Source organism: Clostridium sp. K13 (assembly GCF_019734195.1).
Classification (GTDB): domain Bacteria; phylum Bacillota; class Clostridia; order Clostridiales; family Clostridiaceae; genus Clostridium.
The window spans coordinates 26,163-51,819 of sequence record NZ_JAASHM010000003.1 but is presented as its reverse complement, the minus strand read 5'-3'; the positions used below and the strand labels follow the sequence as shown (position 1 = coordinate 51,819).

At 26.3% G+C, this 25,657-nt stretch carries 27 protein-coding genes, 1 pseudogene and 1 other annotated feature; of the genes and pseudogenes, 6 read left to right on the top strand and 22 right to left on the bottom strand.

All coding sequences use genetic code 11. The features are described from left to right. Positions 1-86 precede the first annotated feature (86 nt). Positions 87-422, bottom strand: a complete 336-nt coding sequence (locus HCG76_RS03125; RefSeq protein WP_221698684.1) for a hypothetical protein — start codon at positions 420-422, stop codon at positions 87-89. A 92-nt stretch (positions 423-514) separates the two neighbouring features. Then, the gene (locus tag HCG76_RS03120) at positions 515-1,438 is read right to left on the bottom strand and encodes a M14 family zinc carboxypeptidase (protein WP_221698685.1); all 924 of its coding nucleotides are present in this window, start codon (positions 1,436-1,438) and stop codon (positions 515-517) included. 220 nt (positions 1,439-1,658) lie between these two features. Here HCG76_RS03120 and HCG76_RS03115 point away from each other — a divergent pair, with 220 nt between their 5' ends. Continuing rightward, entirely contained in the window at positions 1,659-2,384 is a 726-nt protein-coding gene (locus tag HCG76_RS03115; RefSeq protein WP_221698686.1) for a gamma-glutamyl-gamma-aminobutyrate hydrolase family protein, read from the top strand. Between the two features lie 109 nt (positions 2,385-2,493). Here the strand turns inward: HCG76_RS03115 and HCG76_RS03110 are convergent, their stop codons facing one another. The 3 genes from HCG76_RS03110 to HCG76_RS03100 all read right to left on the bottom strand — a co-directional run bounded on the left by HCG76_RS03110 (position 2,494) and on the right by HCG76_RS03100 (position 5,468). After that, entirely contained in the window at positions 2,494-4,182 is a 1,689-nt protein-coding gene (locus HCG76_RS03110; protein WP_221698687.1) for a peptide ABC transporter substrate-binding protein, read from the bottom strand. A gap of 408 nt (positions 4,183-4,590) precedes the next feature. After that, the gene (locus tag HCG76_RS03105; RefSeq protein ID WP_221698688.1) at positions 4,591-4,824 is read right to left on the bottom strand and encodes a hypothetical protein; all 234 of its coding nucleotides are present in this window, start codon (positions 4,822-4,824) and stop codon (positions 4,591-4,593) included. A gap of 113 nt (positions 4,825-4,937) precedes the next feature. Beyond that, complete coding sequence (locus HCG76_RS03100) at positions 4,938-5,468, bottom strand: 2'-5' RNA ligase family protein (RefSeq protein ID WP_221698689.1); 531 nt, start codon at positions 5,466-5,468, stop codon at positions 4,938-4,940. 356 nt (positions 5,469-5,824) lie between these two features. Between HCG76_RS03100 and HCG76_RS03095 the strand changes: the two genes are divergently transcribed. Next, a complete protein-coding gene (locus HCG76_RS03095; protein ID WP_221698690.1) occupies positions 5,825-6,196 on the top strand; it encodes a hypothetical protein in 372 nt (123 codons plus the stop codon). Positions 6,197-6,245: 49 nt separating this feature from the next. Here the strand turns inward: HCG76_RS03095 and hydF are convergent, their stop codons facing one another. The 11 genes from hydF to trpS all read right to left on the bottom strand — a co-directional run bounded on the left by hydF (position 6,246) and on the right by trpS (position 18,316). After that, the gene (gene hydF, locus HCG76_RS03090) at positions 6,246-7,436 is read right to left on the bottom strand and encodes a [FeFe] hydrogenase H-cluster maturation GTPase HydF (RefSeq protein WP_221698691.1); all 1,191 of its coding nucleotides are present in this window, start codon (positions 7,434-7,436) and stop codon (positions 6,246-6,248) included. Positions 7,437-7,445: 9 nt separating this feature from the next. Further along, on the bottom strand, positions 7,446-8,822 hold the full coding sequence (hydG, locus tag HCG76_RS03085) for a [FeFe] hydrogenase H-cluster radical SAM maturase HydG (protein WP_221698692.1): 1,377 nt from the start codon (positions 8,820-8,822) through the stop codon (positions 7,446-7,448). Between the two features lie 52 nt (positions 8,823-8,874). After that, positions 8,875-9,972 carry a [FeFe] hydrogenase H-cluster radical SAM maturase HydE gene (gene hydE, locus HCG76_RS03080; protein ID WP_221698693.1) on the bottom strand — a complete coding sequence of 366 codons (1,098 nt, stop codon included), beginning with the start codon at positions 9,970-9,972 and terminating at the stop codon, positions 8,875-8,877. Positions 9,973-9,980: 8 nt separating this feature from the next. Continuing rightward, a complete protein-coding gene (locus tag HCG76_RS03075) occupies positions 9,981-10,229 on the bottom strand; it encodes a TM1266 family iron-only hydrogenase system putative regulator (RefSeq protein WP_195989820.1) in 249 nt (82 codons plus the stop codon). A gap of 314 nt (positions 10,230-10,543) precedes the next feature. Next, on the bottom strand, positions 10,544-11,203 hold the full coding sequence (locus HCG76_RS03070; protein WP_221698694.1) for an HD domain-containing protein: 660 nt from the start codon (positions 11,201-11,203) through the stop codon (positions 10,544-10,546). A 156-nt stretch (positions 11,204-11,359) separates the two neighbouring features. After that, positions 11,360-15,019, bottom strand: coding sequence for a methionine synthase (gene metH, locus HCG76_RS03065; protein ID WP_221698695.1), 3,660 nt, complete (start codon positions 15,017-15,019; stop codon positions 11,360-11,362). Positions 15,020-15,090: 71 nt separating this feature from the next. Continuing rightward, complete coding sequence (locus HCG76_RS03060; protein WP_221698696.1) at positions 15,091-15,408, bottom strand: nucleotide pyrophosphohydrolase; 318 nt, start codon at positions 15,406-15,408, stop codon at positions 15,091-15,093. A gap of 218 nt (positions 15,409-15,626) precedes the next feature. Then, complete coding sequence (locus HCG76_RS03055; protein ID WP_221698697.1) at positions 15,627-16,124, bottom strand: glycosyl hydrolase 2 galactose-binding domain-containing protein; 498 nt, start codon at positions 16,122-16,124, stop codon at positions 15,627-15,629. A gap of 220 nt (positions 16,125-16,344) precedes the next feature. Next, entirely contained in the window at positions 16,345-16,545 is a 201-nt protein-coding gene (locus HCG76_RS03050) for a hypothetical protein (protein ID WP_195989825.1), read from the bottom strand. 260 nt (positions 16,546-16,805) lie between these two features. Continuing rightward, positions 16,806-17,225 carry a C-GCAxxG-C-C family protein gene (locus tag HCG76_RS03045; protein ID WP_221698698.1) on the bottom strand — a complete coding sequence of 140 codons (420 nt, stop codon included), beginning with the start codon at positions 17,223-17,225 and terminating at the stop codon, positions 16,806-16,808. Between the two features lie 68 nt (positions 17,226-17,293). Further along, positions 17,294-18,316, bottom strand: coding sequence for a tryptophan--tRNA ligase (gene trpS / locus HCG76_RS03040; RefSeq protein ID WP_221698699.1), 1,023 nt, complete (start codon positions 18,314-18,316; stop codon positions 17,294-17,296). A gap of 68 nt (positions 18,317-18,384) precedes the next feature. Beyond that, positions 18,385-18,643 (bottom strand) — a binding site (T-box leader). A 147-nt stretch (positions 18,644-18,790) separates the two neighbouring features. Between trpS and HCG76_RS03035 the strand changes: the two genes are divergently transcribed. From HCG76_RS03035 to bioD, 4 genes are read left to right on the top strand one after another with little or no spacing between them, the layout of a single operon-like run. Then, complete coding sequence (locus HCG76_RS03035; protein WP_221698700.1) at positions 18,791-19,771, top strand: biotin--[acetyl-CoA-carboxylase] ligase; 981 nt, start codon at positions 18,791-18,793, stop codon at positions 19,769-19,771. Then, complete coding sequence (locus HCG76_RS03030; protein ID WP_221698701.1) at positions 19,772-20,344, top strand: biotin transporter BioY; 573 nt, start codon at positions 19,772-19,774, stop codon at positions 20,342-20,344. It begins immediately after the preceding gene. Further along, complete coding sequence (gene bioB / locus HCG76_RS03025; protein WP_221698702.1) at positions 20,328-21,293, top strand: biotin synthase BioB; 966 nt, start codon at positions 20,328-20,330, stop codon at positions 21,291-21,293. The genes HCG76_RS03030 and bioB overlap by 17 nt, the downstream gene beginning before the upstream one ends. Continuing rightward, complete coding sequence (gene bioD / locus HCG76_RS03020) at positions 21,290-21,967, top strand: dethiobiotin synthase (protein ID WP_221698703.1); 678 nt, start codon at positions 21,290-21,292, stop codon at positions 21,965-21,967. The genes bioB and bioD overlap by 4 nt, the downstream gene beginning before the upstream one ends. Positions 21,968-22,012: 45 nt before the next feature. Here the strand turns inward: bioD and HCG76_RS03015 are convergent. The 6 genes and pseudogenes from HCG76_RS03015 to ribH all read right to left on the bottom strand — a co-directional run. Beyond that, positions 22,013-22,138: pseudogene (locus tag HCG76_RS03015) on the bottom strand (TraR/DksA C4-type zinc finger protein); the annotation flags it as partial. Positions 22,139-22,381: 243 nt separating this feature from the next. After that, on the bottom strand, positions 22,382-23,437 hold the full coding sequence (locus tag HCG76_RS03010) for an NAD(P)H-dependent flavin oxidoreductase (protein WP_221698704.1): 1,056 nt from the start codon (positions 23,435-23,437) through the stop codon (positions 22,382-22,384). A 434-nt stretch (positions 23,438-23,871) separates the two neighbouring features. Beyond that, positions 23,872-24,120, bottom strand: a complete 249-nt coding sequence (locus tag HCG76_RS19485; protein ID WP_370778852.1) for an ATP-binding protein — start codon at positions 24,118-24,120, stop codon at positions 23,872-23,874. Positions 24,121-24,173: 53 nt separating this feature from the next. Next, a complete protein-coding gene (locus tag HCG76_RS03000; protein WP_221698705.1) occupies positions 24,174-24,386 on the bottom strand; it encodes a hypothetical protein in 213 nt (70 codons plus the stop codon). A 156-nt stretch (positions 24,387-24,542) separates the two neighbouring features. Further along, positions 24,543-25,187, bottom strand: coding sequence for an HAD family hydrolase (locus HCG76_RS02995; protein WP_221698706.1), 645 nt, complete (start codon positions 25,185-25,187; stop codon positions 24,543-24,545). 3 nt (positions 25,188-25,190) lie between these two features. Beyond that, on the bottom strand, positions 25,191-25,652 hold the full coding sequence (gene ribH / locus HCG76_RS02990; protein ID WP_221698707.1) for a 6,7-dimethyl-8-ribityllumazine synthase: 462 nt from the start codon (positions 25,650-25,652) through the stop codon (positions 25,191-25,193). Between the last annotated feature and the right edge of the window lie 5 nt (positions 25,653-25,657).

Below are 25,657 nucleotides of genomic sequence, written 5' to 3'. Positions count from 1 at the left end.
TTTAAAGCAAAAAATACCAAATTATTATTTTGGTATTCTTTGCTTTATATTTTTAACATATTAATTTTTTTATTCTACTATTTAATTTAATTATCCATAGAATTATAATAATGATTAATTCCTTCAAAAATTATATCTTTATTTTGTGCTATTTCTTCAGTTGTTAAATCCTCACCTTTTCCATGAGGATGTTTATAATTATTAAAATTATAAACATGTTTATGTGCACCCATGGGGTGAAACTTAGGTCTATTATGGTTAGATGTATCAATATCTTTTATAACCTTTCCATTTTCATCAAAAATTCTTCTTTGTTTAACCTTATTATCTTCAACTAAGTCTATTATACTATTGGGTTCACCTTCAATTGGAAGTTTTCTATTATTATCATCAACTTTAATTATAAATCTCTTTTTAATCATATTTATATACTAAAAATTTCCTTTCTATACATGATATCCCTCAATAATATTATACTTCTTCTATAATAATAGTTTCAATATACTATAAAAATCTAATAAGCTATAAGATTATATGCAATAGCTGCTATAACTTTATAATTAGCTTTCCAGATAGATTTAAATTCTAAAATACTTAAGGGGCAAGTTCCTTCTCCAACCTCAATAGTTACACTAGGAATAGGATTTTCACTTTTTGAACATACCCAATCCTTAAAGCCTCCTGGAACAACATTTATACATTCATTATCACTTTTTTCTTTTATATATTTAGTTATAGATGAAATAATATCAGCTAATTCACTACATTCTTTTTTTACTAAGCTATCTTTATAATCCCAGTAAATTAAATTTCCTGATGAATGATAACTTATAGTATATATGAAATTATATTTATTAATTAAGTTAACAAGTGCCTTAGATTCAGGTTCAGAATTAATATGCTTTCCCTTATAGTTTTGGAATGAACATTTAGTAGTTTGTTTTAATTGATCCCATGAAGCATCAAAATTTCTATTTAAATCTACCCCTCTAGCATTTGCTTTCCATTTCATTAAATACTTTTTAAATTCATCACAAGTATACATAGAATTTAAATCATTATAATAACATTCATAAATTATACTTTTTAAATTTTTATTTTTTATACCATCTATACCTATTTGACTTAAAGTTATCCCATCAGGGTTTACCATTGGTATTAAATGAAATGCTATAGAATTAAACAAATTATTATATTTAATACCATGATATTTTTTCACCTTATAATTTTCTAAATAAAATTCTAATTGCTTCATAATTAATAAAGATGTTAAATACTCTCTACCATGAATTCCAGCATGTATTAATACATGCTTCTTACTATTTATATTTCCTAATATTACTTCATAAATGTTTCTATTATCATGAGATTTTCCAATAATATTAATACTTATTTTGTTATTATATCTTTTTTTGAAATCTTTTAAATCTCTAATCATTTTTTCATAAGTATAAATAGCTTTTGATGTATCTACTATTTTTAGAAACCTCCTATAAAAGACTTATAATATATTCTATAAATTATTCTATGTTTCGTTCCAAATAGAAAAAGCGATGAATGTATTTCAAATATAATCTATTATTTCTTATTTAGGTTTAAAATATTTGTACTTTTTTCATATAATATAAAATGAATATTTATTTCTAGGAGGGGATAAAATGAAAAAGCCAATAATTGCAATTGCAGGAGGAATATCTAAAGATTTAAGAGTTGAATTTGCTGGTGAGGATTATACTAGAATTAATAATAACTATCCAAAAGCAATAGCAGCTGCTGGGGGTGTTCCTATTATTTTGCCTTTAATAAGTGATATAGATATTTTAATAAATCAATTATCTATATGTGATGGATTACTCCTTCCAGGTGGAGTGGATGTTAATCCATTGTCATATAAAGAACTTCCTAGACCCCTTTTAGGATTTTGTAATGAGTTAGTTGATTGGTATCATATTAATTTAGCCCAAAAAGCTCTTGAATTAAATAAGCCAATATTAGGAATATGTCGAGGATGTCAAGTTATTAATGTAGCTTTTGGAGGAACATTATATCAAGATGTATCCTATGCTACCGACTCTCCAATAATGCATAAACAAGAAAGTCACCTTTCAGAAAAGTGTCATTCCATATATATTGAAGAAAATAGTATTGTATCAGAAGTGTTTGGTAAGAGTTATATTGTAAATAGTGGACATCATCAAGCAGTTAAGGAAGTTGCCCCTAACTTTAGAAATACTGCTGTATCTCCAGATGGAATTATTGAGGCTATTGAAATGATAAATAAACCATTTGTTATAGGAATACAATGGCACCCTGAAATGATGGCGCAACATGATGATATAACAATGAATTTGTTTAAAAAATTTATTGAGAGTTGCAAAAATTAAAATTTCAATTTATGATAAAATATCTAGATTAAGTTTTTTAGATAATTTTATTTTTATAATAAATTTATTAATATATAAAAGAGAGTCAGTAAATTGACTCTCTTAATAATTATTTATTTACTTTATAAGCATCTTTGAAGTGAACTTTACCTAGGGCTGTTACTACAACCCCCTTTACATCTTCATTCCATGCCATAACTGTTGTATAGAAATAAACTGGTATAACTGGTGTTTCATCCATTAATATATCTTCAGCGGCTCTTAATAGTTCTTCTCTTTTCTTAATATCAGTTTCAGCCTTAGCTTCTGATATTAAAGAATCATACTTATCATTACTAAATCCACAATCATTATTTCCACCATCAGTTATCCACATATCTAAAAATGTCATAGGGTCACTATAGTCACCAATCCAACCATGCCTAGCAATTTGGTATTCACCATTTTGTCGTGTATTTAAAAAAACTGCCCATTCTTGATTTGTTAGTTCAATAGTAATACCAACTTCTGATAAATTTTGTTGAACTATTTGACAAACATCTTTATGTGCACCTTCCGAATTATACATTAATTCAAAAATTGGAAGCCCTTCACCATTTTCATATCCAGCTTCTTTTAATAATTCTTTAGCTTTTTCTATATTGCCTTCCATATCTTGTGGATCATAATATTTTTTATCAGAAAATTCCGTACCATCATATGTTGGAATTCCTAGTGGTACAAAACTATAAGCAGCAACTTGTTCAGCTTTTCCAACATTATCTATTATCTCCTGTCTATCAATAGCTAAACTCATAGCTTGCCTTACAAGCTTGTTGCTTAATGCATTTTTTATGTCTGAATTTAAACTATTTTGTTTTCCTACATTTATTGCAAAAAAGTAGGTACCAAGCTTTGGAATTATTTGAACTAACCCTGCTTCTTTTCCAGGAGCAATTTCATTAGGCGGAACTGAATTCACAACATCAAAGTTACCTGCTTTTAATTCAGAATATGCAGTAGTTTCATCTGTAACTAATTTAAACGTTAATTTTTCCAATTTTACATTATCTGCATCCCAGTAATATTCATTTTTTTCAAAAATCAGTTGGTCCTTCATATCCCATTTTACTAACTTAAATGCACCATTACCAATATATGTTTTAGGACTTGTTGCCCAAGTATCTGGGTTAGCAGAAACTATATCTTTTCTTACTGGTGAGTAAGTTTGGTGAGCTAATAATTGAGTAAAATAAGCTGTAGGTGATTCTAATGTAATTTCTAAGGTATAATCATCTAAAACTTTAAGTCCAACTTCATCAGCTGAAACTTCATTATTATAATATTTTTCAGCATTTTTAATATAGAAAAATTGATAACAATATTCAGCAGCAGTACTTTTATCCATTCCTCTCATCCAAGCATAATAAAAATCATTTGCTGTAACAGGTTGTCCATCAGACCATTTTCCATCTTTTCTTAACTTAAAGGTATAAACCAATCCGTCATCTGATACTTCATAACTTTCAGCGGCTCCCGGTTCTGCTTCATTTTTATCATTAAGCACCATTAGACATTCAAATGCATTTACAATTACGTTTGATCCATCTATTGCTGTATTTAGAACAGGATCAATTGTCTGAGGATCAGCTCCTAAATTATAAATTATCTCTTGTTTTACTTCTGTAGAAGAATTAGAAGATTTAGTAGGCTCATCACTTTGATTATTCACATCATTGTTACAGCCAATAAATAATGATGTGCTAAGAATTAAAGCCATTATAACTGCAGAAATTTTTTTTAGCTTAAAAGTTGTCATTATATTTGCCCCCTTAATAATAAAAAATATTAAATGCAATATATTAATGATTCTTTAAAATATAATTAACTGATTAATTAAATATATAATCATAGTTAAGATAAGCAATATAAATACTTTTACCCCAAATACACTTTTTAACTTATTAAATATTTTAAAACAATTATTAAATATATTACAATTAATTTACTATAATTAACATTTTTAATTTTAGTTTTTATATTATATTATTAAAATTTAAAAAGTAGAAGAAATTTATTGTTAAAAATAAAATAACTTTAACTATTTAGTGATATTTCAATAATAAAAACTTGATTAATTAATTAAAATGTTAAATGCAAAATAAGATAATTGCATAAAAAAAAGATAATCAATATAGAAATACTATAATGATTATCTTTATACTTATTATGATTTAACTTTATCAATTTTATTTAAAGCTGTTATTACCAAAGCTGAGATTATTACTAACCAAATCATAAAATTTGATGCTCCTAAAAAATCATTTCTTTCCTGCATATAACTAACAAATGTTGACACATCTTCATTTGTAAAAAACAATTCTGTTTTAAATAGAATATTATATAAAACTAAAATAAAAATACCACATATTAATGGTTTAATAATTAATATTCTTTTCATATTTCCCCCATACTTAATTATTCTATAATAATCTATGTAAACATTATTACTTATATGTTTAGTTAAATAAAAAATTAAAGTCAGATTGTAAGAAATTAAATTTCATTTATAAACTAATTCTTAAATATAAACTCTTTATGTAATTGCCATGTATTCTCTTCCCACTTATAAATACAAATATTATCAAATGTACATTCAAATGTACATTTAAATCTTGTTATATAATCCCATAATTCAGTATATATTTTTTGAATTTTTTTAGAGCTTAAGGTTATATGAAATATTTTATCTTTACCATCACTTTTAGTAAAATTAATATATGGAATTTTAGAAAGGGTTTCAATAAGCTTATCATGAACATTCTTTCCTTCTGTTGACATATTTACATCCATATAGATTACCCTATTGTCAAAATGGTTATATCCATCTATTATATACGGTGCAGCTTTTTCAGTACTACAAATTTCCTTTATACTATACTCTAAATCTTTAATACTTCCATCATATTCAAATGGAGATTTTATTGTAAAATGAGCAGGAAGCTTTGATGATCTAGCTTTAAATTTTTTAAATATATCTTTTCTTAAATCATTATTAAACTTTCCAGCTTCTCCTTTTACAACACTTACAATTACATATCTCATTAATTTATACACCTTCTTTTTTCTATTATATTTATATTTCCTAAAATTTTATAAATATTTTAAAGTATTTACTCATATAAATCAATAAAAGAGTTAAAGGTGGAGGAACTTTTATGCCAGAATTATCTACTCATATTAATTTTATTAAACATTTAAATGATATAAATTTTAATGATTATGATTTATACTATTTAACTCTAGGAAGTATAGCCCCTGATTAATATGTTGTTTTTAAAAATAAAGAAAAGGCTTGTTTATCACATTTTAAAGAAAAAATAACTGATAAACCTAATATTTATTCTTTTAAAAAGAAAATTTCGAATTTTAAATTATCTTATTATGAGAAATCATATGTAATGGGCTATTACTATCATTTATGGTTAGATAATTACTTTAATGAAAATATAAATAATCTACCTATAAAAAAAAGTACTTACAATTCATTTCTTGAAAAAAAGTTTATAAAAGAAAATATAAAAAACTATGATTTAAAATGTATTATTAATTTTATTAATTCAATAAGTTTATCAAACTCTATTGAATGTGATAACAATATACTTCCTGTTACAATAAAAAAGGCAAATAATATATTAAGAGATTTAAAATTTAAAAGTTCAATTGTGGATTTAAAATTATCATGTCCTGTAATTATTGATAATAATGATTATAATAAATTTATAATAAAATCTGTTAATAGCTTAATATCATCTAATGATATTATTATTTGAATATATTATAAAAATTGCAATAAGGCTGCCTAAAAAGACAACCTTATTATTATTTATTAAATATTTCTAAACTCCTATCTAAAATGCCATTTAAGAAGGCTAAAATCACTCCATAATTTGTTATTGCTACGTCTTTATCATTACAGAGTTTTATTCTATTTAATATAGTTTTTCTATTTATCATACAGCCACCACAATGAATTATTAAATCATATTCATTTATATTCTCTGGAAAATCATGCCCTACTCTAAATTCATAGTTTAATTCTGCACCAACGTACTTATTTAAAAGCTTTGGTATTTTTATTCTACCTATATCTTCATGAGAAATATTATGTGTACAGCTTTCAGAAATTAATATTTTTGAGTTTTTATTTAAAGTGTTTATTTTCCTTGCCCCATTAACAAATGAATTTAAGTCTCCTTTATGATTTGCAAATAAAATAGAAAAACCTGTTAATTTTATATTCTTAGGTACAATTTTATTTACTTTTTTAAAGGCTTGTGAATCCGTAACAACTAAATCAACATCTTTTATATCATTTAAAGCTGATTGAAGTTCTGTATCTCTTACAACATAGGTTTTAATACCATTGTCTAAACAATCTCTAATACATTGAACTTGTGGTAATATAATTCTTCCTTTTGGGGCCTCAGAATCTATGGGAACAACTAATATCACTTTCCCACCATAAGGTACTAAATCTCCTACTATAGGTATTTCGTTTTCAGTGTCTTGAAGCTTTGTTATTAATTGATTTTTTAATTCATCAATACCTTCATTACTGTAAGTAGATATAAAGACAGCATTGGTATATTTTTCTTTTATTCTATTTAATTTAGATTCTTCTATATCTTCAATCTTATTTATGACTAATAGATATGGTATATTATGTTTTTTAAATTCTAATTTTATATCTTTATAATCATTATCATTTATATTATTTGCATCCATTACATATAAAGCAAAGTCTGTTCTTTTTATTATATCCATAGTTTTTTTTACTCTAAGTTTACCAATCTCACTTTTATCATCAAGTCCAGCAGTATCTATAAATAAAACTGGACCAAGTGGAATTAACTCCATAGCTTTAAAAACAGGATCTGTTGTTGTTCCATTAGTATCTGATACTATAGCAATTTCTTGACCACAAATACTATTAATTAAAGAAGACTTTCCAGCATTTGTTTTTCCAAATATAGCTATATGTTTCCTATTTGCATTTGGTGTACTATTCATTTTTTCCCCCTAAATATAAATATCTCTTTTGCCTTCCTTTAATTTAATTATTCCTTCATTAACAAAACTTTTTATAGACTCATTGTTTATTTTCAGTATTTCATCATTTACTATTTTTTCTGTCTTATTGCATGTTTCTTCATCACCATAATCTAATGCATATTCCATTAATGTCATTAATGCATTTGGCTCACACATATTTTGTATTTCACCAGTTTTAGCTAACCCCATAAAAGTTTCACCAGTTCTTCCTTTTCTATAACATGCAGTACAATAACTTGGAATATAACCTTCATCCAATAACCAATTTAAAACTTCTAATGGTGTTCTTTCATCTGAAGTTTTAAACTGTTCAATACTGTTACCTTCTTCCCTTTGCTTATAGCCTCCAACTCCAGTAGATGAACCTGAACTAACTTGAGTTACCCCAAATTTTAAAGCATCTCTCCTCATCGCTTCATCTTCTCTTGTGGACATAATTATCCCTGTAAATGGAACTGCTATTCTAATTATTGCAACTATTTTTCTAAACATATTATCGCTTAATAAATATGGGAAATTTTCTAATGTAACTCCTTCTGCTTGTCTAATTCTTGGAACTGATATTGTGTGAAATCCAACTCCAAACCTTTTTTCTAAGTGTTCATTATGCATCATTAAAGAAAGCACTTCAAATTTAGGGTCAGATAAGCCAAATAAAACACCACCACCAACATCTTCAATTCCAGCTTCCATTGCTCTATCAAAAGCATTTAAATGATATTCATAACTAGATTTTAGTGAGTGCGGATGCATTATTTCATATGTTGGTTTATGATAAGTTTCTTGAAATAAGATATAAGTTCCTATATTTGCATCTTTAAGCTTTTTATAATTTTCCACTGTAGTTGCTGCAATATTAACATTTACTCTTCTAATATTTCCATTTTCATTTTGAGTTTTATATATAGTATCAAGGCTTTCTAAAACATATTCTATAGGTGCATTTACTGGATCCTCACCTAGTTCTAAAGCTAATCTTTTATGCCCCATTTTTTCTAATATTTTAACCTCTTCTTTTATTTCATCTTGTGTAAGTTTTCTTCTTTTAAAATTATTACACTTTTTATAACCACAGTACACGCAATTATTAACACAATAGTCGCTAATATAAAGTGGAGCAAATAAAACTACTCTCTTACCATAAATAGAGTTTTTTATTTCTCCAGCAACTTTAAACATTTCTGCTTCTAATTCTCTATCATCTAATTGTAATAATGAAGCAATATCTTTATGAGAAATACCCTTTTTTTCTCTTGCTTTTTCTAATATATTTAATATATCATTTCTTGATGCTTTTTTACCTTCCTCTAATAGTTCATATACCTCTTCATGATTAATATACATAAATAATTCTCCTACCATTTTATTTTACTAAAGTTATATTATTTAAATTAACTTAAACATTATTTTTTATTTTTATATTTTTATATATTAAGTTTCTTTCTCTTTCTGATAGTACTAAGCTATCTCCTCTATCAACTTTTAATTTGAAACCTGCATTATTTATTCTTTTTTCGATACAGTCTCTACATTCAGCTGCTTCATCTCCAGTGCATATTTTCCCATTGTAAAGTGAATATTTTTCTCTTACACTTGTTGGAGAAAGATTAGGCATAACTACATTTCCACCGGCTTTTAACCCCTTCTCTCTTCCTAATGGATCAATACTTCCAAGTGCTGTTGTTGCAGGCAATAAAGCTTTAGGTAATATTAACCTTATTAAGGCTAACATTGTTATAGTTTTTTCAACTGTACCTCCACACTCATTAGCAAGAGGTGTATCTATATGTGGGATAAATGGTCCAATACCACACATATGAGGATTTAATTCTTTTAAATACAATAGATCATCTACTAAATCATTATTATTTTGATTTGGTAGTCCAACCATAAATCCTGCTCCTATTTGATATCCTATCTTTTTTAAATTTTCAAGACATTTTCTTCTATTTTCAAAACTTGAATTAGGATGTAAAGATTCATATAACATTTTATTAGCTGTTTCATGTCTTAATAGATATCTATCAGCACCAGCTTTAAACATCTTTTCATATGATTTATATGAACGTTCACCAAGTGATAATGTAATTGCATTATTAGGATATTTATTTTTTAGATTTGTTATAATTTCAACCATTTTTTCATCAGTAAAATACGGATCTTCTCCTCCTTGAAGAACAAAAGTTTTATATCCTAACTTGTCACCAATATCTGCACATTCTAATATTTCATCTAAAGTAAGTCTATATCTATCTGCTTTATCATTGGATTTCCTTATTCCACAATACTTACAATCTCTAATACAATAGTTTGTAAATTCTATAAGACCCCTTATAAATACATTATTGCTATAATTTTTTAATGATACATCATGTGATTTTTCAATTAAATACTTCTTATCTTCAGTAGATATATTATCTAATAAAAATAAAAGTTCTTCATAGGAAGCCATAGATGTATTATAAAGTTTATTTATAATATCCTTAACATTCATAGGTTTATTTAAATCTCCCTTTTTGCAATTGCTGTTTTAACTACAACTCCTGGGATATTTCCTAATTTTCCAGTTAAACTATTAATATCTTCTAAAGTTCCTGTTACAGTTATACTAATAACAGAAATTCCTTCTTCAAAAGGTATACCCATTCTCCCTTTTATGCTACCTCTAAAATTTGAAACAATACTATTAAACTTTTCTTGACATTCTTTTGGTTCTTCTAAAATTGCACTTATTACAGCTATTTTCCTCAAAATTATCATCCCCTTATTCAATACTAATAAAAAAAGCTAGCTTTCTTTAAAAGAAAGCTAGCTAAATAAAATATATAAACGAAAAGAGGCGCTTATATATATTTACCAAACTTTTAATTACTCTCTTTTAGATCAGACTTAACTTTTCTATCAGATTTAATTATACTTTTTATATTTAATATCCTATATTTGTAAATAATTTATGTTTAAATAATACTCTCATTTCAAATTATTGTCAATAAAAAAATATTTCTACTAACGTATTCATTAAAATAGAAAAAATCAGAATTGAAATTTCAACTCTGACTTTTAAACTAATTATCTTCCATATTAAAGTTCCATTCATAATAAAACTCATTTAAAAATTCTTCCATATATTTATGTCTTGCTATAGCAATTTCTTTGGCTGATTTAGTGTTCATTCGATCTTTAAGCTTTAATAATTTTTCATAAAAATGATTTATTGTATGATTATCGCTACTTTTAACTTCATCTAATGAGTTAAAGTTAATTGGTTTAATATTAGGGTCATAAATAACTCTATTTTTACTTCCTCCATAGGCAAATGTTCTTGCAATTCCAATTGCACCAATTGCATCTAACCTATCTGCATCTTGTACAACTTTTCCTTCTATAGTATCTTGACTTGAATCAACTACGCCACCTTTAAAAGACATAGTTTTAATAATTTTAATAATTTTTATTAAGTCTTCTTCAGTAACTCCAGAGCTTTTTAAAAAATTTTCTGTAGTTGTTGTATCTGTAGTGTTATTACTTGAAAATTTCCAATCATCTATATCATGTAATAAAGCAGTCATTTCTACTATAAAAAAATCTGCATTTTCTTTCTTAGCTAAGTATTTTGATAAATTATATACCCTTTCAATATGATACCAATCATGTCCACTACCTTCACCATAAAGTTTTTCTTTAACAAACTCTTTAGTTTTATTTATTATTAATTCTTTATCCATCTGTAAGTCCTTTCTTATATAAATAACTTTTAAATTATCAAAATATGATTTAAATATATAAATAATATATCATAAAAAAATATAACCTTGTTTCAAATAAAAAAGAACTAAGTATATCTAAATGATATACTTAGTTTCTTTTTATTTAAGTATTTTTTACTTATAAGACAAAATGTTAGGTAAAGATTTTTCAAGTTCTTCTCTAGTACATCCAATTCTTCTTGCATAATCTTCAGCTTGATCTTTATCAATTAAATTAGAATTAAAATATCTTGATTTTTCTGAAGCAAAGTATAAGCCACATACTGATGATACAGGATCCATCATATAGCTTTCAGTTAGTTTTACACCTGTTACCTTTTCACCATCTAAAAGATCAAATAGTTTTTTCATTTGACTTTGGTCACTAAGTGATGGATATCCAAATGCTGGTCTAATACCTCTGTAACTAGCTTTTAAAATTTCTTTCATATTTAAATTTTCATCTGTGGCATATCCCCAGTAATACTTTCTTATATCTTCATGAAGCTTTTCTGCAAATGCTTCTGCTAATCGATCACATACAAGTTTTAACATGATTAAATTATATGAATCACCTTTTGCTTCTAAATCTTTAGCATATTTATCTGTTCCAATTCCAGCTGTTACTATAAATCCACCTAAGTAATCAGTTATATCAGTTTCTTTAGGTGCAATAAAGTCAGAAAGGCATAAATAATTACCAGAACTTTTTTTCATTTGCTCCCTAAATAAATTAAATGTTGTTGCTACACTATTATCGTTATTATAAACTTCAATATTATCCCCATTTGAATTGGCTTTAAATATACCAAAAACACCTTTAAGATCTATAACATTATTTTTTTCAATAAAATCTAACATATCATTAGCATCACTTAATATCTTTTTAGCTTCTTCTCCATAATTTGAATCTTTTAAAATATCTGGATATAACTTTTTCATTTCCCATGCTACAAAGAAGAATGTCCAATCAATATAAGGTCTTAAATCAGATATAGTATAATTGCAGATTTCTTTTATACCTATAAAATTAGGTTGTTCAATATTAGTGTTATTCCAATCTATTTGATATTTATTTTCCCTAGCTTCTTCTAATGATATCATCTTTTTTTCATATTTATTATAAGTGTTTCTTACCTCTTCATATTCACCTTCAATAGATTGAATATATTCAAATTTATTTTCACCTAATAGATTTTTACATATTTCAACAGTTTTTGAAGCATCATATCCATATACTATTGTTCCACTATAATTAGGGGCTATTTTTAAAGCAGTATGAGCTTTGGAGGTTGTAGCACCACCAATTATTATAGGTATATTCATATTTCTATTTTCCATTTCTAAAGCTATATGACACATTTCATCTAAAGAAGGTGTTATAAGGCCACTTAGTCCAATTATATCAACCTTTTCTTTAATTGCAGTTTCAATTATTTCTTCACAAGGAACCATAACTCCTAAATCTATTATTTCAAAATTATTACAAGCCAGAACTACACCAACAATATTTTTACCAATATCATGAACATCGCCTTTAACTGTTGCTAAAAGAATCTTACCGGCTTTAGAGGTTTCCCCTTCTTTTTTATCATTTTCTATATATGGAAGTAAAAATGAAACAGCCTTTTTCATAACTCTAGCTGATTTAACAACTTGAGGTAAAAACATTTTTCCATCTCCAAATAGTTCTCCAACTTTAGTCATACCATTCATTAATGGACCTTCTATTATATTAAGGGCTTTTGGATACTTTTTTATTGCTTCTTCTAAATCTTCATCTATATATTCAGTTATTCCCTTAATTAATGAGTAACTTAATCTTTCATCTAAATTATTTTCTCTCCATGCATTTTTGTTAGTTTGGATTGATGTACTTCCTTTTTTATAGTCTTCTGCTTTATCTAATAATCTTTCTGCTGCATCTTTACGTCTATTTAATACTACATCTTCAACAAGTTCTAATAAATCTTTAGGAATATCATCATAAATTTGTATCATTCCTGGATTAACTATTCCCATATCCATTCCAGCCTCTATTGCATGATATAAAAACACTGAATGCATTGCTTCTCTGATAGTATTATTTCCCCTAAATGAGAAGGATAAATTTGATACGCCTCCTGATACTTTAGCATAAGGAAGATTTTCTTTTATCCATCTAGTAGCATTTATATAATCAACAGCATAATTATCATGTTCTTCTATACCTGTTGCAATTGCTAAAATATTAGGATCAAATATTATATCCTGTGGTGGAAATTTTAACTTATTAACTAATAAATTATAAGCCCTTGAACATATTTCTTTTTTTCTATTAAAAGTATCTGCTTGTCCGTTTTCATCAAATGCCATTACCACAACAGCAGCACCAAAATCTTTAACAACTCTAGCATGAGTTAAAAATTCATCTTCACCATTTTTTAATGAAATGGAATTTACTATAGGTTTTCCTTGAATACTTTTTAATCCAGCCTCTATTACTTCCCATCTTGATGAATCTATCATTATAGGTTTTGAAGATATATCAGGTTCAGATGCTAATAGCTTTAAGAAATACTCCATTTCTTTAACACTATCTAATAATCCATCATCAAAGTTAACATCTATTATTTGAGCCCCATTTTCTACCTGATCTTTTGCTATAGACAAAGCTTCTTCATACTTCTTCTCTCTTATAAGCCTTGCAAACTTAGCAGAACCAGCTACATTAGTTCTTTCACCTATATTTATAAAATTATTTTCTTTATTGCTTCTAACCACCTCAAGGCCACAATATATACTTTCTATTTTAATTTCCGGAATTTTTCTTGGTTCTAATCCCTCTACAACATCAGATATTGCTTTTATATGATTTGCTGTAGTCCCACAACATCCACCAACAATGTTTACTTTCTTTTCTTCAGCTAATTGGCGTATAAATCCTGCAGTTATATTAGGAAGTTCATCATATTCACCTAATATATTAGGTAAGCCTGCATTGGGATAAACAGATATAAACATATCTTGAGTATTTGCTAATTCTTTTATAAATGGTATTATATCCTCTCCACCAAAAGAACAGTTTAATCCTATTGAAATTACATTTTCATTTCTAATAGATTGTGCAAAAGTATCTAACTTTTGACCAGATAATGTTCTGCCAGACTTGTCAGTTAAAGTTCCAGAAATCATTATAGGAAGATTTTTTCCTTTTAGCTTATAAACATTATTAGCTGCAACTATAGCTGCTCTAGCATTCAATGTATCAAAAATAGTTTCAATTAATACACAATCTATTCCACCATCCATAAGTGCAGAAATTTGTTCACTATATGCTTCTACAAGCTCATCAAAAGTAATATTTCTATAACCTGGATTTTCTACATCAGGTGATAAAGATGCTGTCTTATTTGTAGGTCCAATAGAACCTGCAACAAATCTTGGTTTGTCTGGAGTTTTTGATGTAAACTCATCTGCTACTTCTCTTGCAATTTTTGCTGATCTATAATTTAAATCATAAACTAAATGTTCTAATTTATAATCTTCTTGAGATATAGTTGTAGAACTAAAAGTATTTGTTTCAATTATATCTGAGCCTGCCTCTAAAAAATCCCTATGAATTTTTTTTATTATTTCAGGCTTTGTTAATGATAATACATCGTTATTACCTTTTTGTTCTTTATGAAAATCCTTAAGTAACTCACCCCTAAAATCTTCTTCAGTTAACTTAAAGTTTTGTATACTTGTTCCCATAGCTCCATCAAGAACTACTATTTTCTTTTTTAAAATATCAATTAAATTGCCCCTATTCATTTGCTTTCCTGCCTTTACTTATAAGTTTTAGAATAATTATACATTTTTTTGATTTTATTTACAATATATAATTATAACTCAGTATATTTTTTACTATTTCCTTTAGATTTTTCTACTGGATATTTCTTTTCATTTTTATCCATCTTATTATTTATTATTTCATTAATATTAACATTTAAAGCATCAGCCATATGTAAGCAATAAACCATAACATCTGCTAATTCTTCTTGAACATTTTGTTTGTTATAATTTTCATTATCCCATAAGAATTCTTCTAATAATTCTGCTGCTTCAATAGAAATAGCTTTTGCTAAATTTGATGGAGAATGAAATTGATCCCACTCTCTATCTTTTCTAAATTTTCTTACTCTACGTATTGTTTCTTCCATTGCTAGTACTCCTTTATACTTATAATTTTTATATATTTTACCATATATTTTATAAATAATCATATATAAGTATTAATTATAATGATAAATTTATAATTAATATAAAGAGAAAATTTATTTTTATCAAAAAAAAAATTAAAGGTCTGCAATTTTGCCCACCTTTAATTATTCTCAATACTTTAAAATTATTCATTAAAATCTAATGATTAAATTAGGATTTATTTATTACTACTTAATAAGTTAACACAACCTAATATTTCTATATAAGGAAAGTATAAAGAATCATTCATTTTGAATTCAGAATTAGATTGTATTTCAAGACATTTTGATGGGGAGTTGAAAATAACTTTTATTTCATTGTTGACAATTTTTAAAGAATTAGTTATGTCAATCTTATAGGGAATATTAATATTATTAGCAGTTAAAAGTAGCTTATCATTAAAATAAATATCTGTTAGTCTGCTTACTTTTTCAAAATATAATATTACTTTATCACAATAAAAAATTTCTTCATTAACATCAAAAAATTTTCTATATTCATAATCATAGTCTATAATATTTTTCGATTTTAATTCATTATCATTAAAATAAGAATTTCTAATTTCATTATTTGAAGTCAAATCACCTAATATACTTTCAGATATATTAGCTTTTCTCCATTCTTTTTCTCCAATTTGTCTCATTTTCCAATTTTTATTTAGTGCTATTTTAAACATAATATATTTTACTCCTATAAACTTTTTAATATCATAATTAACAATTTAAAACTAACTTTTACATTAATTATTTATTGTAAATTTATAAATATTAATATAAGCTTATTTTAGATTTATCAGTAATATTACATTATAAGAATAATTTATAAAAAATAAAAAAGATTATATTATTGCTAAACTTATTAATATAATCTTTTAATATTTATTAAATATATAGCTATTAAATTTTATGATCTACTTTAAATTTTTTATAAAATGAAAATATGCCTGCCCCTATAATTCCTAATACGCCTCCAAGTGCAAAGAAAAATAAAACATCGCCTACTAAAGATCCTGTTATTATTCCTATTCCAACACCACTTGCTAATCCTTTTGTTAAATATTCATAATCTTTTTCTGATAAAATTAACTTCTTCCACACTTCTTTTACACCCCATAATATACCGCAAAAATTTAATTTATATTTATTAGACTATTACTTAACATAAAAAGTTCCATATATTCCTTTATTTTTTTTATTTTACATAGAATTTTTACGCTCCTTAGTATTATAAAGGCTTTAATACACACTATTATATTCATATTTATATAAATAGTTACTTAAAAATTATATTCTTTTTATAAATAATATATAAGTTAAACCTAGTTTAATAAAATTTAAACCAGGTTTATAAATTACTTCTAACAATAGATATTCATTTTTAAATCTACTATTTCTTCTAAAATTTCTGCTGCATCTTCTACACAGCCTCTACAAGAACGTAGCATCGTTCCAGTAGTAATTCCTTTTAGCTCTTTACATAATACTGAAGTATTTTTATCTTTAAACTTTTTTTCAATTTCATTTAAAAGCTCCATGTCATCTTTAACTGCTTCAGCTGGATTTTCTAGATTTATATTTCCATTTAAGTAATTAGCTATAACGTATGCCCCCATTACAGCTCCACATACTTTATAAGCTCCACCACTATATCTTTTAACCATATCTTTCATTGTAGATTCATCAACATCTACTAAATCACAAAAAGCACATGCTACAGCTTGTGAACATGTATATCTATTACTGTGCAATTCTATTGCTTTATTTTTTCTTTCGCCCATTTCTATATTTTCCTCCATAAACTTTATTTATCATCCTTATTATATATTTTTTTGTAAAACTTGTCACTTTAATACTGTGAAAAATATTCTATACCCATTGCTTCCCTTACTTCAGTTAAAGTGATAGCGGCTTTACTTCTAGCTATTTCACTCCCTTTTTTCAAAATATCATATACATAATCTAAATCCTTTTCATAGATTTTTCTCTTACTTCTTATTGGTTCAAGCTCCGCTTGAATTATTTCATTTAGATATTTTTTTACTTTTACATCCCCAAGTCCACCATTTTTATAATGTGATTTCATTTCTTCTAAGAAATCTTTATCTTTACAAAAAGCATCTAAATAGGTAAATACAGTATTATTATCTATATTTCCTGGATCTTCAATCCTAATATGATTAGGATCAGTATACATGGACATAATTTTATTTCTTATCACATCTGGCTCATCACTGAGATAAATTGCATTATTTAAAGATTTACTCATTTTAGCTTTTCCATCTATACCAGGTAATCTACCTAACCCATCCTTTGGTAAAATTGCCTTTGGTTCTACTAAAACTTCTTTTTGGTAAATGGTATTAAAGCTTCTAACTATTTCTCTTGTTTGTTCTATCATAGGAAGCTGATCTTCACCTACTGGAACTATATCAGCTTTAAAGGCTGTAATATCAGCAGTTTGGCTTACAGGATAAATTAAAAATCCTGCTGGGATACTCAAATTAAAATCTTTCTCTTTTATTTCATTTTTTACTGTAGGATTTCTTTCTAGCCTTGCAACAGTAACTAAGTTTAAATAATGCATTGTAAGTTCATTTAATTCAGGTATTTGTGATTGAATAAAAATAGTTGATTTTGTTGGATCTATTCCAACTGCTAAATAATCTAAAGCTACCTCTATTAAACTATTTCTTATTTTTTCAGGATTTCTAGCATTATCTGTTAATGCTTGCTGATCTGCTATAATAATATAACTTTCATATAGTCCACTGTTTTGTAAATTTACTCTATTTACTAATGAGCCCATATAATGACCTATATGAAGCTTACCAGTTGGTCTATCACCTGTTAAAAGAATTTCTTTTTTCATAATTATCACTCCTTACTTTTTTATTTAAATAGTATTATTTTTGAAAATAAAAAAACTCCATCCTAAATTAATAGGACGGAGTATATATCCGTGTTGCCACCTAAATTGTGTAAAATAAATTATTAAAATTCACACCACTCTTAATCAAGTACTAACATACTCTATCTGCTATAAGGTGCAGCCCACCACTTAGATACTCTCTTAAACTTGATTTCTCCTTGTTCCTCTGAGGCCCATTCATTAAATTATTTCTTGCTAAGCTTCCACCATCCTTAACTCTCTTTATTGAACCTAAACTTAATTACTCTTCCTCTTCATAGGATATATTAATATTTTTAATATATTATATTCCTATACTTTAGTATATGTCAAATATATTATAAAAATAATTTTTATTTAAATTGTTAACCATTTCAATTATTTTGATTGACAAACTATTTTTCTTTCAATATAATATCAACCAGGAGGTTAGTTATGTTAATAAAAGGAAAAGTTTTAAAGATTTTAGAAGAAAACAAAGGTAGAAATATTTCAGGTGAAGAAATTGCCAAAACACTGAATATATCTAGAACATCTATTTGGAAAGCAATTAATTCTCTTAGAAATGAAGGATATGTTATTAATGCTGTTACTAATAAGGGATATTCTTTAGCTACTAATACTGATTTTATTTCAAAAGAAGGTATCTCCTTATATTTAAATAAGTCATGCTCTGATATAGAAATTTATAATTATAAAACAATATCATCTACTAATGAAATAGCCAAAAATTTAGCTTTATCTGGTGCTAAACATGGAACTGTTGTTATTTCAGAAGAGCAAACGGCTGGAAAAGGTAGATTAGGAAGAAGCTTTTATTCACCAGCTAACACTGGTATTTATATGAGTATTATATTACGTCCAAATTTAACAGCAATGGATTCAGTATTAATTACTACATCTTCTTCAGTAATCATCTGTGAATCAATAAAGAAAGTCACTGGTATAGACTGTCAGATAAAATGGATAAATGATATTTATTTAAATAATAAAAAAGTTGCTGGAATCTTAACAGAAGCTTCTACTAATTTTGAAAGTGGCACTATTGATTATCTAATTTTAGGAATAGGAATTAACTTTAATCAACCCAAGGATGATTTTCCAGATGAGCTTAAATCAATAGCCTCTTCATTATTTAATAATAATAACAACAATATTAATAGAAATATGCTTTGTGCAGAAATAATAAGTAATATTTTAGATATGATTCCAAGAATTAAAAATTATGATTTTATATCAGAGTATAAAAAAAGAAGTATTGTTTTGAATCAAGAAATTATATATATAAGTTCTGGAATATCATCTAAAGGTAAGGTTATTAATATAAATTGTGATGGGTCTTTAGTAGTAGAACACGATGATGGGTCTATTAAAATTTTAAATTCTGGTGAAGTTTCTATTAGGAGGTTAAATTAAATGAATAAACTTAATACAAAATCACTTATTTTATGTTCACTATTTGCAGCATTAATTGCAGTTGGAGCTTTTATTAAAATTCCAATACCTGTTGTTCCATTTACCCTTCAAGTTTTATTTACTACATTAGCAGGATTATTACTTGGTCCAAGATTAGGAGCAATTTCAGTTGGTATTTATTTATTAGTTGGATTAATTGGTATTCCTGTTTTTACTCAAGGTGGTGGTTTAAGTTATATTGTTCAACCAACCTTTGGATATCTTATTGGATTTTTAGTTGGAACTTATGTTACTGGTTATATTGCACATAAAACTACAAAGCCATCTATTAAAAGGCTTATATGTGCAAGCTTAACAGGATTATCAATAGTTTATATCTTTGGAATAGTTTATTATTATTTTATAGCAAATTATTATTTAAATTCACCTATTACTGTTGGTGGAGTAATATTTTATTGTTTTCTTATATGCGTTCCAGGAGATTTAGTATTATGTTTTATTAGTTCAGTAATTGCCAAAAGAACAATTCCAGTAATTAAAGGACAGATGATTTCAAATGAATATAATAGATAAATTAAAAGAAAAGATTTTAAAAGGAACTATATTAGAAAAAGAAGAAATACTTTCTTTATTAAATGAACCACTTGATAAATTATGTATAGCTGCTGATGAAATACGTAAACATTTTTGTAGAGACTTCTTTGATATGTGTACAATTATAAATGGAAAATCAGGACAATGTTCTGAAAACTGTAAATATTGTGCTCAATCACTACATTTTAAAACATCAGTTGAGGAATATTCTTTATTAGATAGTCAAGCTATATTTAATTATGCAAAATATAATGAAGAAAAAGGTGTATTAAGATACTCGATTGTTACATCTGGTAAAAGATTATCTCAAAATGATTTAAAAACTTTATGCAAAGCTTATAGATTAATTAATGAAAACTTAAATATATCACTTTGTGCATCACATGGTTTATTATCTTATGATGATTTTGTAAAACTAAAGGAAGCTGGAGTTACAAGATATCATAATAATTTAGAAACATCTAGAAATTTTTTCCCTAATATCTGCACAACCCACTCTTATGATGAAAAAATCTCAACTATTAAAGCTGCTCAAAAAGCTGGTCTTGAAGTTTGTAGTGGTGGAATATTAGGTCTTGGTGAAACTATTGAAGATAGAATTGATATGGCACTTGAAATTAGAAATCTAGGAATTAAGTCTATTCCTGTAAATATATTAAATCCTATAAAGGGTACCCCATTAGAAAATAATAAAATATTATCTAATGCCGAAATTAAACTTACTGTCGCTATTTTTAGGTTTATAATACCCTATGGTGCAATTAGATTAGCTGGTGGACGTGGATTATTAGAGGATAAAGGTAAATCATTATTTAAGAGTGGTGCTAACGCTACTATTACTGGAGATATGTTAACTACTGCTGGAATTAGCATTAATGACGACTTTAATACAATAAAAGAATTAAATTATAAGGTGGCCAAGCTATGATACAATCATTAAAAAGTATACTATTAAATAATAGAAAAGGAATATTTATTACAGCAACAGGCACTGAAGTTGGTAAAACTTATGTCTCTTCCCTTTTAATTAATACTTTAAAAAAAGAAAATATAAATGTAGGATATTATAAACCAGCTTTAAGTGGTGTAGATATTGTTAAGGAAAAGGCTATAGCAGGTGATGCAAATTATATTTGTAAAACATGTAATATAGATACTGATCCTAACTCCTTAGTATCTTATATCTATAAAACTGAAGTATCCCCACACTTAGCCTCTGTAATTGAAAATAATCCTATTTCATTATCTAAAATTTTATCTGACTATGAAAAGCATAAAAAAGAACATGAATTTTTAGTAGTTGAAGGATGTGGTGGAATTATATGTCCTTTAAACTTAAATAGTGAAAATTTGATGTTAACTGATGTAATTAAAGCTTTAAATTTAGATATTATAATAGTTGCAAATGCATCCCTAGGGACTATAAATAGTACTATTTTAACCATCGAATATGCTAAAGCTTTAAATATAAATATAGTTGGAATTATATTAAATAGGTATGATGAATCTAATTTTCTTCATATAGATAATAAGATTTCATTAGAGAAACTCACTGATATTCCAATTTTGACCTGCATTTTAGAAAATAAAAAAACACTTTAAATTTAGGCTGTATCAAAGTATATTTATTGATACAGCCTTTTAAAATTACCAACCTCTTGTATATTCATTATAACAATCTAAGCAAACTTTTTTCCCTTTTTCAATTCTTATCTTATGTTCTGGAGCTAACTCTCCACAGCCTTCACACTTAATTGAATTAAATGACCGTGCATATAAAAAATTAAAAATATATATGCCGTATCAAAACTATTAATTTATATAGTTAAGAGTGAAGAAGTAAGAATAAAAAGTTAAGTAAATAATTCAGCTAAGCTGAATTAAAATATATTTTTTAAGAAACTACGATAGCAGTTTCAACCTTAACTCTTCACTTTTCCTTCTTCACTCTTCACTCAATTTAATTGGTAATATATTTCAAGTGTGTAGAACAAAATAGTTATACACTACCACTACTTATCCAATAAGCTCTTCAATTAACTCTTTAACTTTAACAATTTTATCTAATCTATAAGCATTTGCACCACAAAATACAAGCGAATTATCAACATCACCTTTTACAGCACGTACTAATGCACCAGTTATGCAATATGGTATAGTTGACATATCACATTTTTTTAAACATTTATAACATTTACTTATTTTTTCATTTGTTAATTTCCTATCTTCCATGAATTTATTACTTATAGCACGCCCTGGCATTCCAACTGGACTTTTTACTATCATTACATCTTCTTTTTTAGCGTTAATATAAGCCATTTTAAAGTTTATATCTGCATCACATTCTTCAGTTGCTACAAATCTAGTTGCCATTTGAACACCTGAACAGCCTAAACTAATATAATGATCAATATCAGCTCTATCATAAACTCCTCCAGCAAATACTACTGGTATTTTCTTATTATACTTTTTCTCATATTCTTTAACTATTTCGATTATTTCAAGAACTTCCTTATCATAACCCTTTGTTTCATATTCATCTAAACTTTCATTAGAAAAACCTAAATGACCACCAGCTTTTGGTCCTTCAATAACTACCATATCAGCAGTTCTTCCATAACGTCTGTCCCACATTCTTAAAATGACACTTGCAGACTTTGGTGGTGATACTATTGGAGCTATTTTAATATTTGAGCCTTCTGTAAGCTTTGGTAGGTCAGTTGGCAATCCTGCTCCTGATATAATTAAATCTGCACCATTATCTATTGCACATTTCACATATTCATCATAATTTCGTGTGGCACACATAATATTAACACCTATAATTCCACCATTTGATATTTCTTTTGCTTTTTTTATATGTTTTCCTAATGCTCTTATATTAGCACTTAATGAATCCCTTCCAAAATCATCCTCTAAATATCCAGGTTGTGCAGCTGATATTACACCTATTGCGCCTTCTTTCGCTACTGCTCCTGCAAGTGAAGATAGACTTACACCTACTCCCATGCCTCCTTGTATTATTGGCACTTGTGCTACTAAATCTCCTATAATCAACGAATTTAACTTCATATATTAATCCTCCTAGTTATCCCAACTCACTCACATAGTTTTTATAACTATATGGTACAATGTTAGTATAATAAAAATGTAACTATATGTCAATATATTATAATCAAATATTTTTATTATCAAAGTATTTTAAAAAAATTAATATAGAAATAAAGTTAAAATATTTTATCTTAATTTCTATATTAAATATATATCTTTTAATTTACTACTACTATCTATATTTTTATATCTTTAGGTATAAACCTTAAGGCCATAATAATTGATACTAATTTATATCTGGTGTCTATTGCTATATTATTTTTTCCATTAATAAATTATTTCTCAATTAATTTATATCAATAATATTCAATTTTGTAAATAAGTTCTATTAAATATCTTTGAGAAAATAAAAATTACATGTAAAATTGTTACTGAATTCACATGTAATTTTTATTTTATATTCTTAATACTATCCTATATTCAGTTCCTTTTATGCCATTAACTAACTCTATAGTTCCATTATGTTTTTCTATAATAGCCTTAGTTATAGCAAGTCCTAATCCAGTTCCACCAGTTGATGAGCTTCTAGCTTTATCTTCTCTAACAAAAGCATCAAATATTTTATCTCTTACCTCTTCTTTAATCCCTCTTCCATCATCTGAAATTACTATTTCAATTCCATTACTGCATTTTCGTGATATTATAGTTAAAGTTGTATTTTTATCATTATATTTTATACTATTATCTATTAAATTACTTAATGAAGTATTTTATAGTTTTTATAATCTGTTTCTATAAATTGATCAGTATATTCCTTAGCTTCAAATTTTGAATAATAGATTTCATTAATTTTATATTGCATTTTTTCCTTAAAAATTCTACTATTAGCACCTAAAACACCAATTCCTATAACAATAATACAGGTACCTATTATAAGTTTCTTCTTATGCCTTTTAATCTTATTAGTCATTTTTCCCCCTAAAATATCTAGTATTTAATTCATTAATTAGCTTAATATTATCATAGTATATAATAGTTAATCTACTATTATATAAACCTTAAATTTACATTAAATTAATAACTTATAAATTGAAGATTTCTATAAAAAAGAGATATAGCTTTGAAGCTATATCCCTATATCCAATATTTCATTAAAATTATTTATAATATAATTAGCATTTAATAATTCATCAGTTTTTCCAAATCCATAATTACAACCTATGAATTTCAAATTATGCTTTTCTGCTAATTCCATATCTACATATCTATCGCCAACTACAATAAAATCACCCTTATATTTTTCTTTAATAAACTCAAAAATTTCATATTTAGGTTTAAAATCATAATATTCACTACAAAAAAAATCTATAAAATACTTATCTAATTTAAAAGCTTCTATATGACTTCTCATATAACTAACTTTACAGTTACTTAAAAATATTAATTTATATCCTGTTAGTTTTAATTGATTTAATGTTTCTATTGTTCCATCATATAACTTTGCCTTACCTTCAGAAATATACTGTAACATAGCTTCTCCTATAATGGAACTACATTTTTCCTTTTCTGAGTTTGGCAAATTAGGCATAAAAGTATTCCACATATCCTTTGCACTTAACCCTAAATACTGGCTTATTTCAGATTCACTAAATTCTTTTTCTTTAGCATAACCATTACTAATTAAATAATCATATGCCTTTAGAAAAGCTGGCTTATAAATTTTTATACTATTATGCAATGTACCATCATAATCAAAAATTATATATTTCATAGGTTAAAAATTCTTTAAAAGATTAGCCATTTCTATAGCAGTTACTGCTGCATCATAGCCTTTATTTCCAGCCTTAGTTCCAGCTCTTTCAATAGCTTGTTCTATACTATCTGTAGTTAATACTCCGAATATAACTGGCTTTTCAGTTTGTAGTGATACACTTGCAATTCCTTTTGACGCTTCTGCACAAACATAATCAAAATGTGGAGTTGATCCCTTAATAACTGCACCTAAACAGATTACTGCATCATAATTTTCATTTTGTGCCATTTTCTTTGCTGCTAATGGAATTTCAAAAGCCCCTGGTACCCATGCAACATCTATATTACTTTCATCTACACCATGTCTTTTTAATCCATCTAATGCTCCACCTAATAACTTTGATACTATAAATTCATTAAATCTTCCTACTACTATACCAACCTTTAAACCTTGTGCTACTAAATTTCCTTCTATTATTCTCATTTTTT

What these genes read in the sequence shown, in the direction of transcription:
- hydE (WP_221698693.1), bottom strand. Translation starts at nt 9,972, where the DNA reads ATGAATGTTAAGGATATTATAAATAAACTTTATAATACATCTATGGCT.
- HCG76_RS03060 (WP_221698696.1), bottom strand. Translation starts at nt 15,408, where the DNA reads ATGGAAGAAACAATACGTAGAGTAAGAAAATTTAGAAAAGATAGAGAG.
- trpS (WP_221698699.1), bottom strand. Translation starts at nt 18,316, where the DNA reads ATGAAAAAAGAAATTCTTTTAACAGGTGATAGACCAACTGGTAAGCTT.
- HCG76_RS03110 (WP_221698687.1), bottom strand. Translation starts at nt 4,182, where the DNA reads ATGACAACTTTTAAGCTAAAAAAAATTTCTGCAGTTATAATGGCTTTA.
- HCG76_RS03035 (WP_221698700.1), top strand. Translation starts at nt 18,791, where the DNA reads ATGTTAATAAAAGGAAAAGTTTTAAAGATTTTAGAAGAAAACAAAGGT.
- HCG76_RS03095 (WP_221698690.1), top strand. Translation starts at nt 5,825, where the DNA reads ATGGGCTATTACTATCATTTATGGTTAGATAATTACTTTAATGAAAAT.
- HCG76_RS03125 (WP_221698684.1), bottom strand. Translation starts at nt 422, where the DNA reads ATGATTAAAAAGAGATTTATAATTAAAGTTGATGATAATAATAGAAAA.
- ribH (WP_221698707.1), bottom strand. Translation starts at nt 25,652, where the DNA reads ATGAGAATAATAGAAGGAAATTTAGTAGCACAAGGTTTAAAGGTTGGT.
- HCG76_RS03100 (WP_221698689.1), bottom strand. Translation starts at nt 5,468, where the DNA reads ATGAGATATGTAATTGTAAGTGTTGTAAAAGGAGAAGCTGGAAAGTTT.
- HCG76_RS03120 (WP_221698685.1), bottom strand. Translation starts at nt 1,438, where the DNA reads ATGATTAGAGATTTAAAAGATTTCAAAAAAAGATATAATAACAAAATA.
- HCG76_RS03055 (WP_221698697.1), bottom strand. Translation starts at nt 16,124, where the DNA reads ATGTTTAAAATAGCACTAAATAAAAATTGGAAAATGAGACAAATTGGA.
- HCG76_RS03030 (WP_221698701.1), top strand. Translation starts at nt 19,772, where the DNA reads ATGAATAAACTTAATACAAAATCACTTATTTTATGTTCACTATTTGCA.
- HCG76_RS03000 (WP_221698705.1), bottom strand. Translation starts at nt 24,386, where the DNA reads ATGACTAATAAGATTAAAAGGCATAAGAAGAAACTTATAATAGGTACC.
- hydF (WP_221698691.1), bottom strand. Translation starts at nt 7,436, where the DNA reads ATGAATAGTACACCAAATGCAAATAGGAAACATATAGCTATATTTGGA.
- hydG (WP_221698692.1), bottom strand. Translation starts at nt 8,822, where the DNA reads ATGTATATTAATCATGAAGAGGTATATGAACTATTAGAGGAAGGTAAA.
- bioB (WP_221698702.1), top strand. Translation starts at nt 20,328, where the DNA reads ATGAATATAATAGATAAATTAAAAGAAAAGATTTTAAAAGGAACTATA.
- HCG76_RS03070 (WP_221698694.1), bottom strand. Translation starts at nt 11,203, where the DNA reads ATGGATAAAGAATTAATAATAAATAAAACTAAAGAGTTTGTTAAAGAA.
- HCG76_RS03115 (WP_221698686.1), top strand. Translation starts at nt 1,659, where the DNA reads ATGAAAAAGCCAATAATTGCAATTGCAGGAGGAATATCTAAAGATTTA.
- HCG76_RS03045 (WP_221698698.1), bottom strand. Translation starts at nt 17,225, where the DNA reads ATGGGCGAAAGAAAAAATAAAGCAATAGAATTGCACAGTAATAGATAT.
- metH (WP_221698695.1), bottom strand. Translation starts at nt 15,019, where the DNA reads ATGAATAGGGGCAATTTAATTGATATTTTAAAAAAGAAAATAGTAGTT.
- bioD (WP_221698703.1), top strand. Translation starts at nt 21,290, where the DNA reads ATGATACAATCATTAAAAAGTATACTATTAAATAATAGAAAAGGAATA.
- HCG76_RS02995 (WP_221698706.1), bottom strand. Translation starts at nt 25,187, where the DNA reads ATGAAATATATAATTTTTGATTATGATGGTACATTGCATAATAGTATA.
- HCG76_RS03010 (WP_221698704.1), bottom strand. Translation starts at nt 23,437, where the DNA reads ATGAAGTTAAATTCGTTGATTATAGGAGATTTAGTAGCACAAGTGCCA.
- HCG76_RS03105 (WP_221698688.1), bottom strand. Translation starts at nt 4,824, where the DNA reads ATGAAAAGAATATTAATTATTAAACCATTAATATGTGGTATTTTTATT.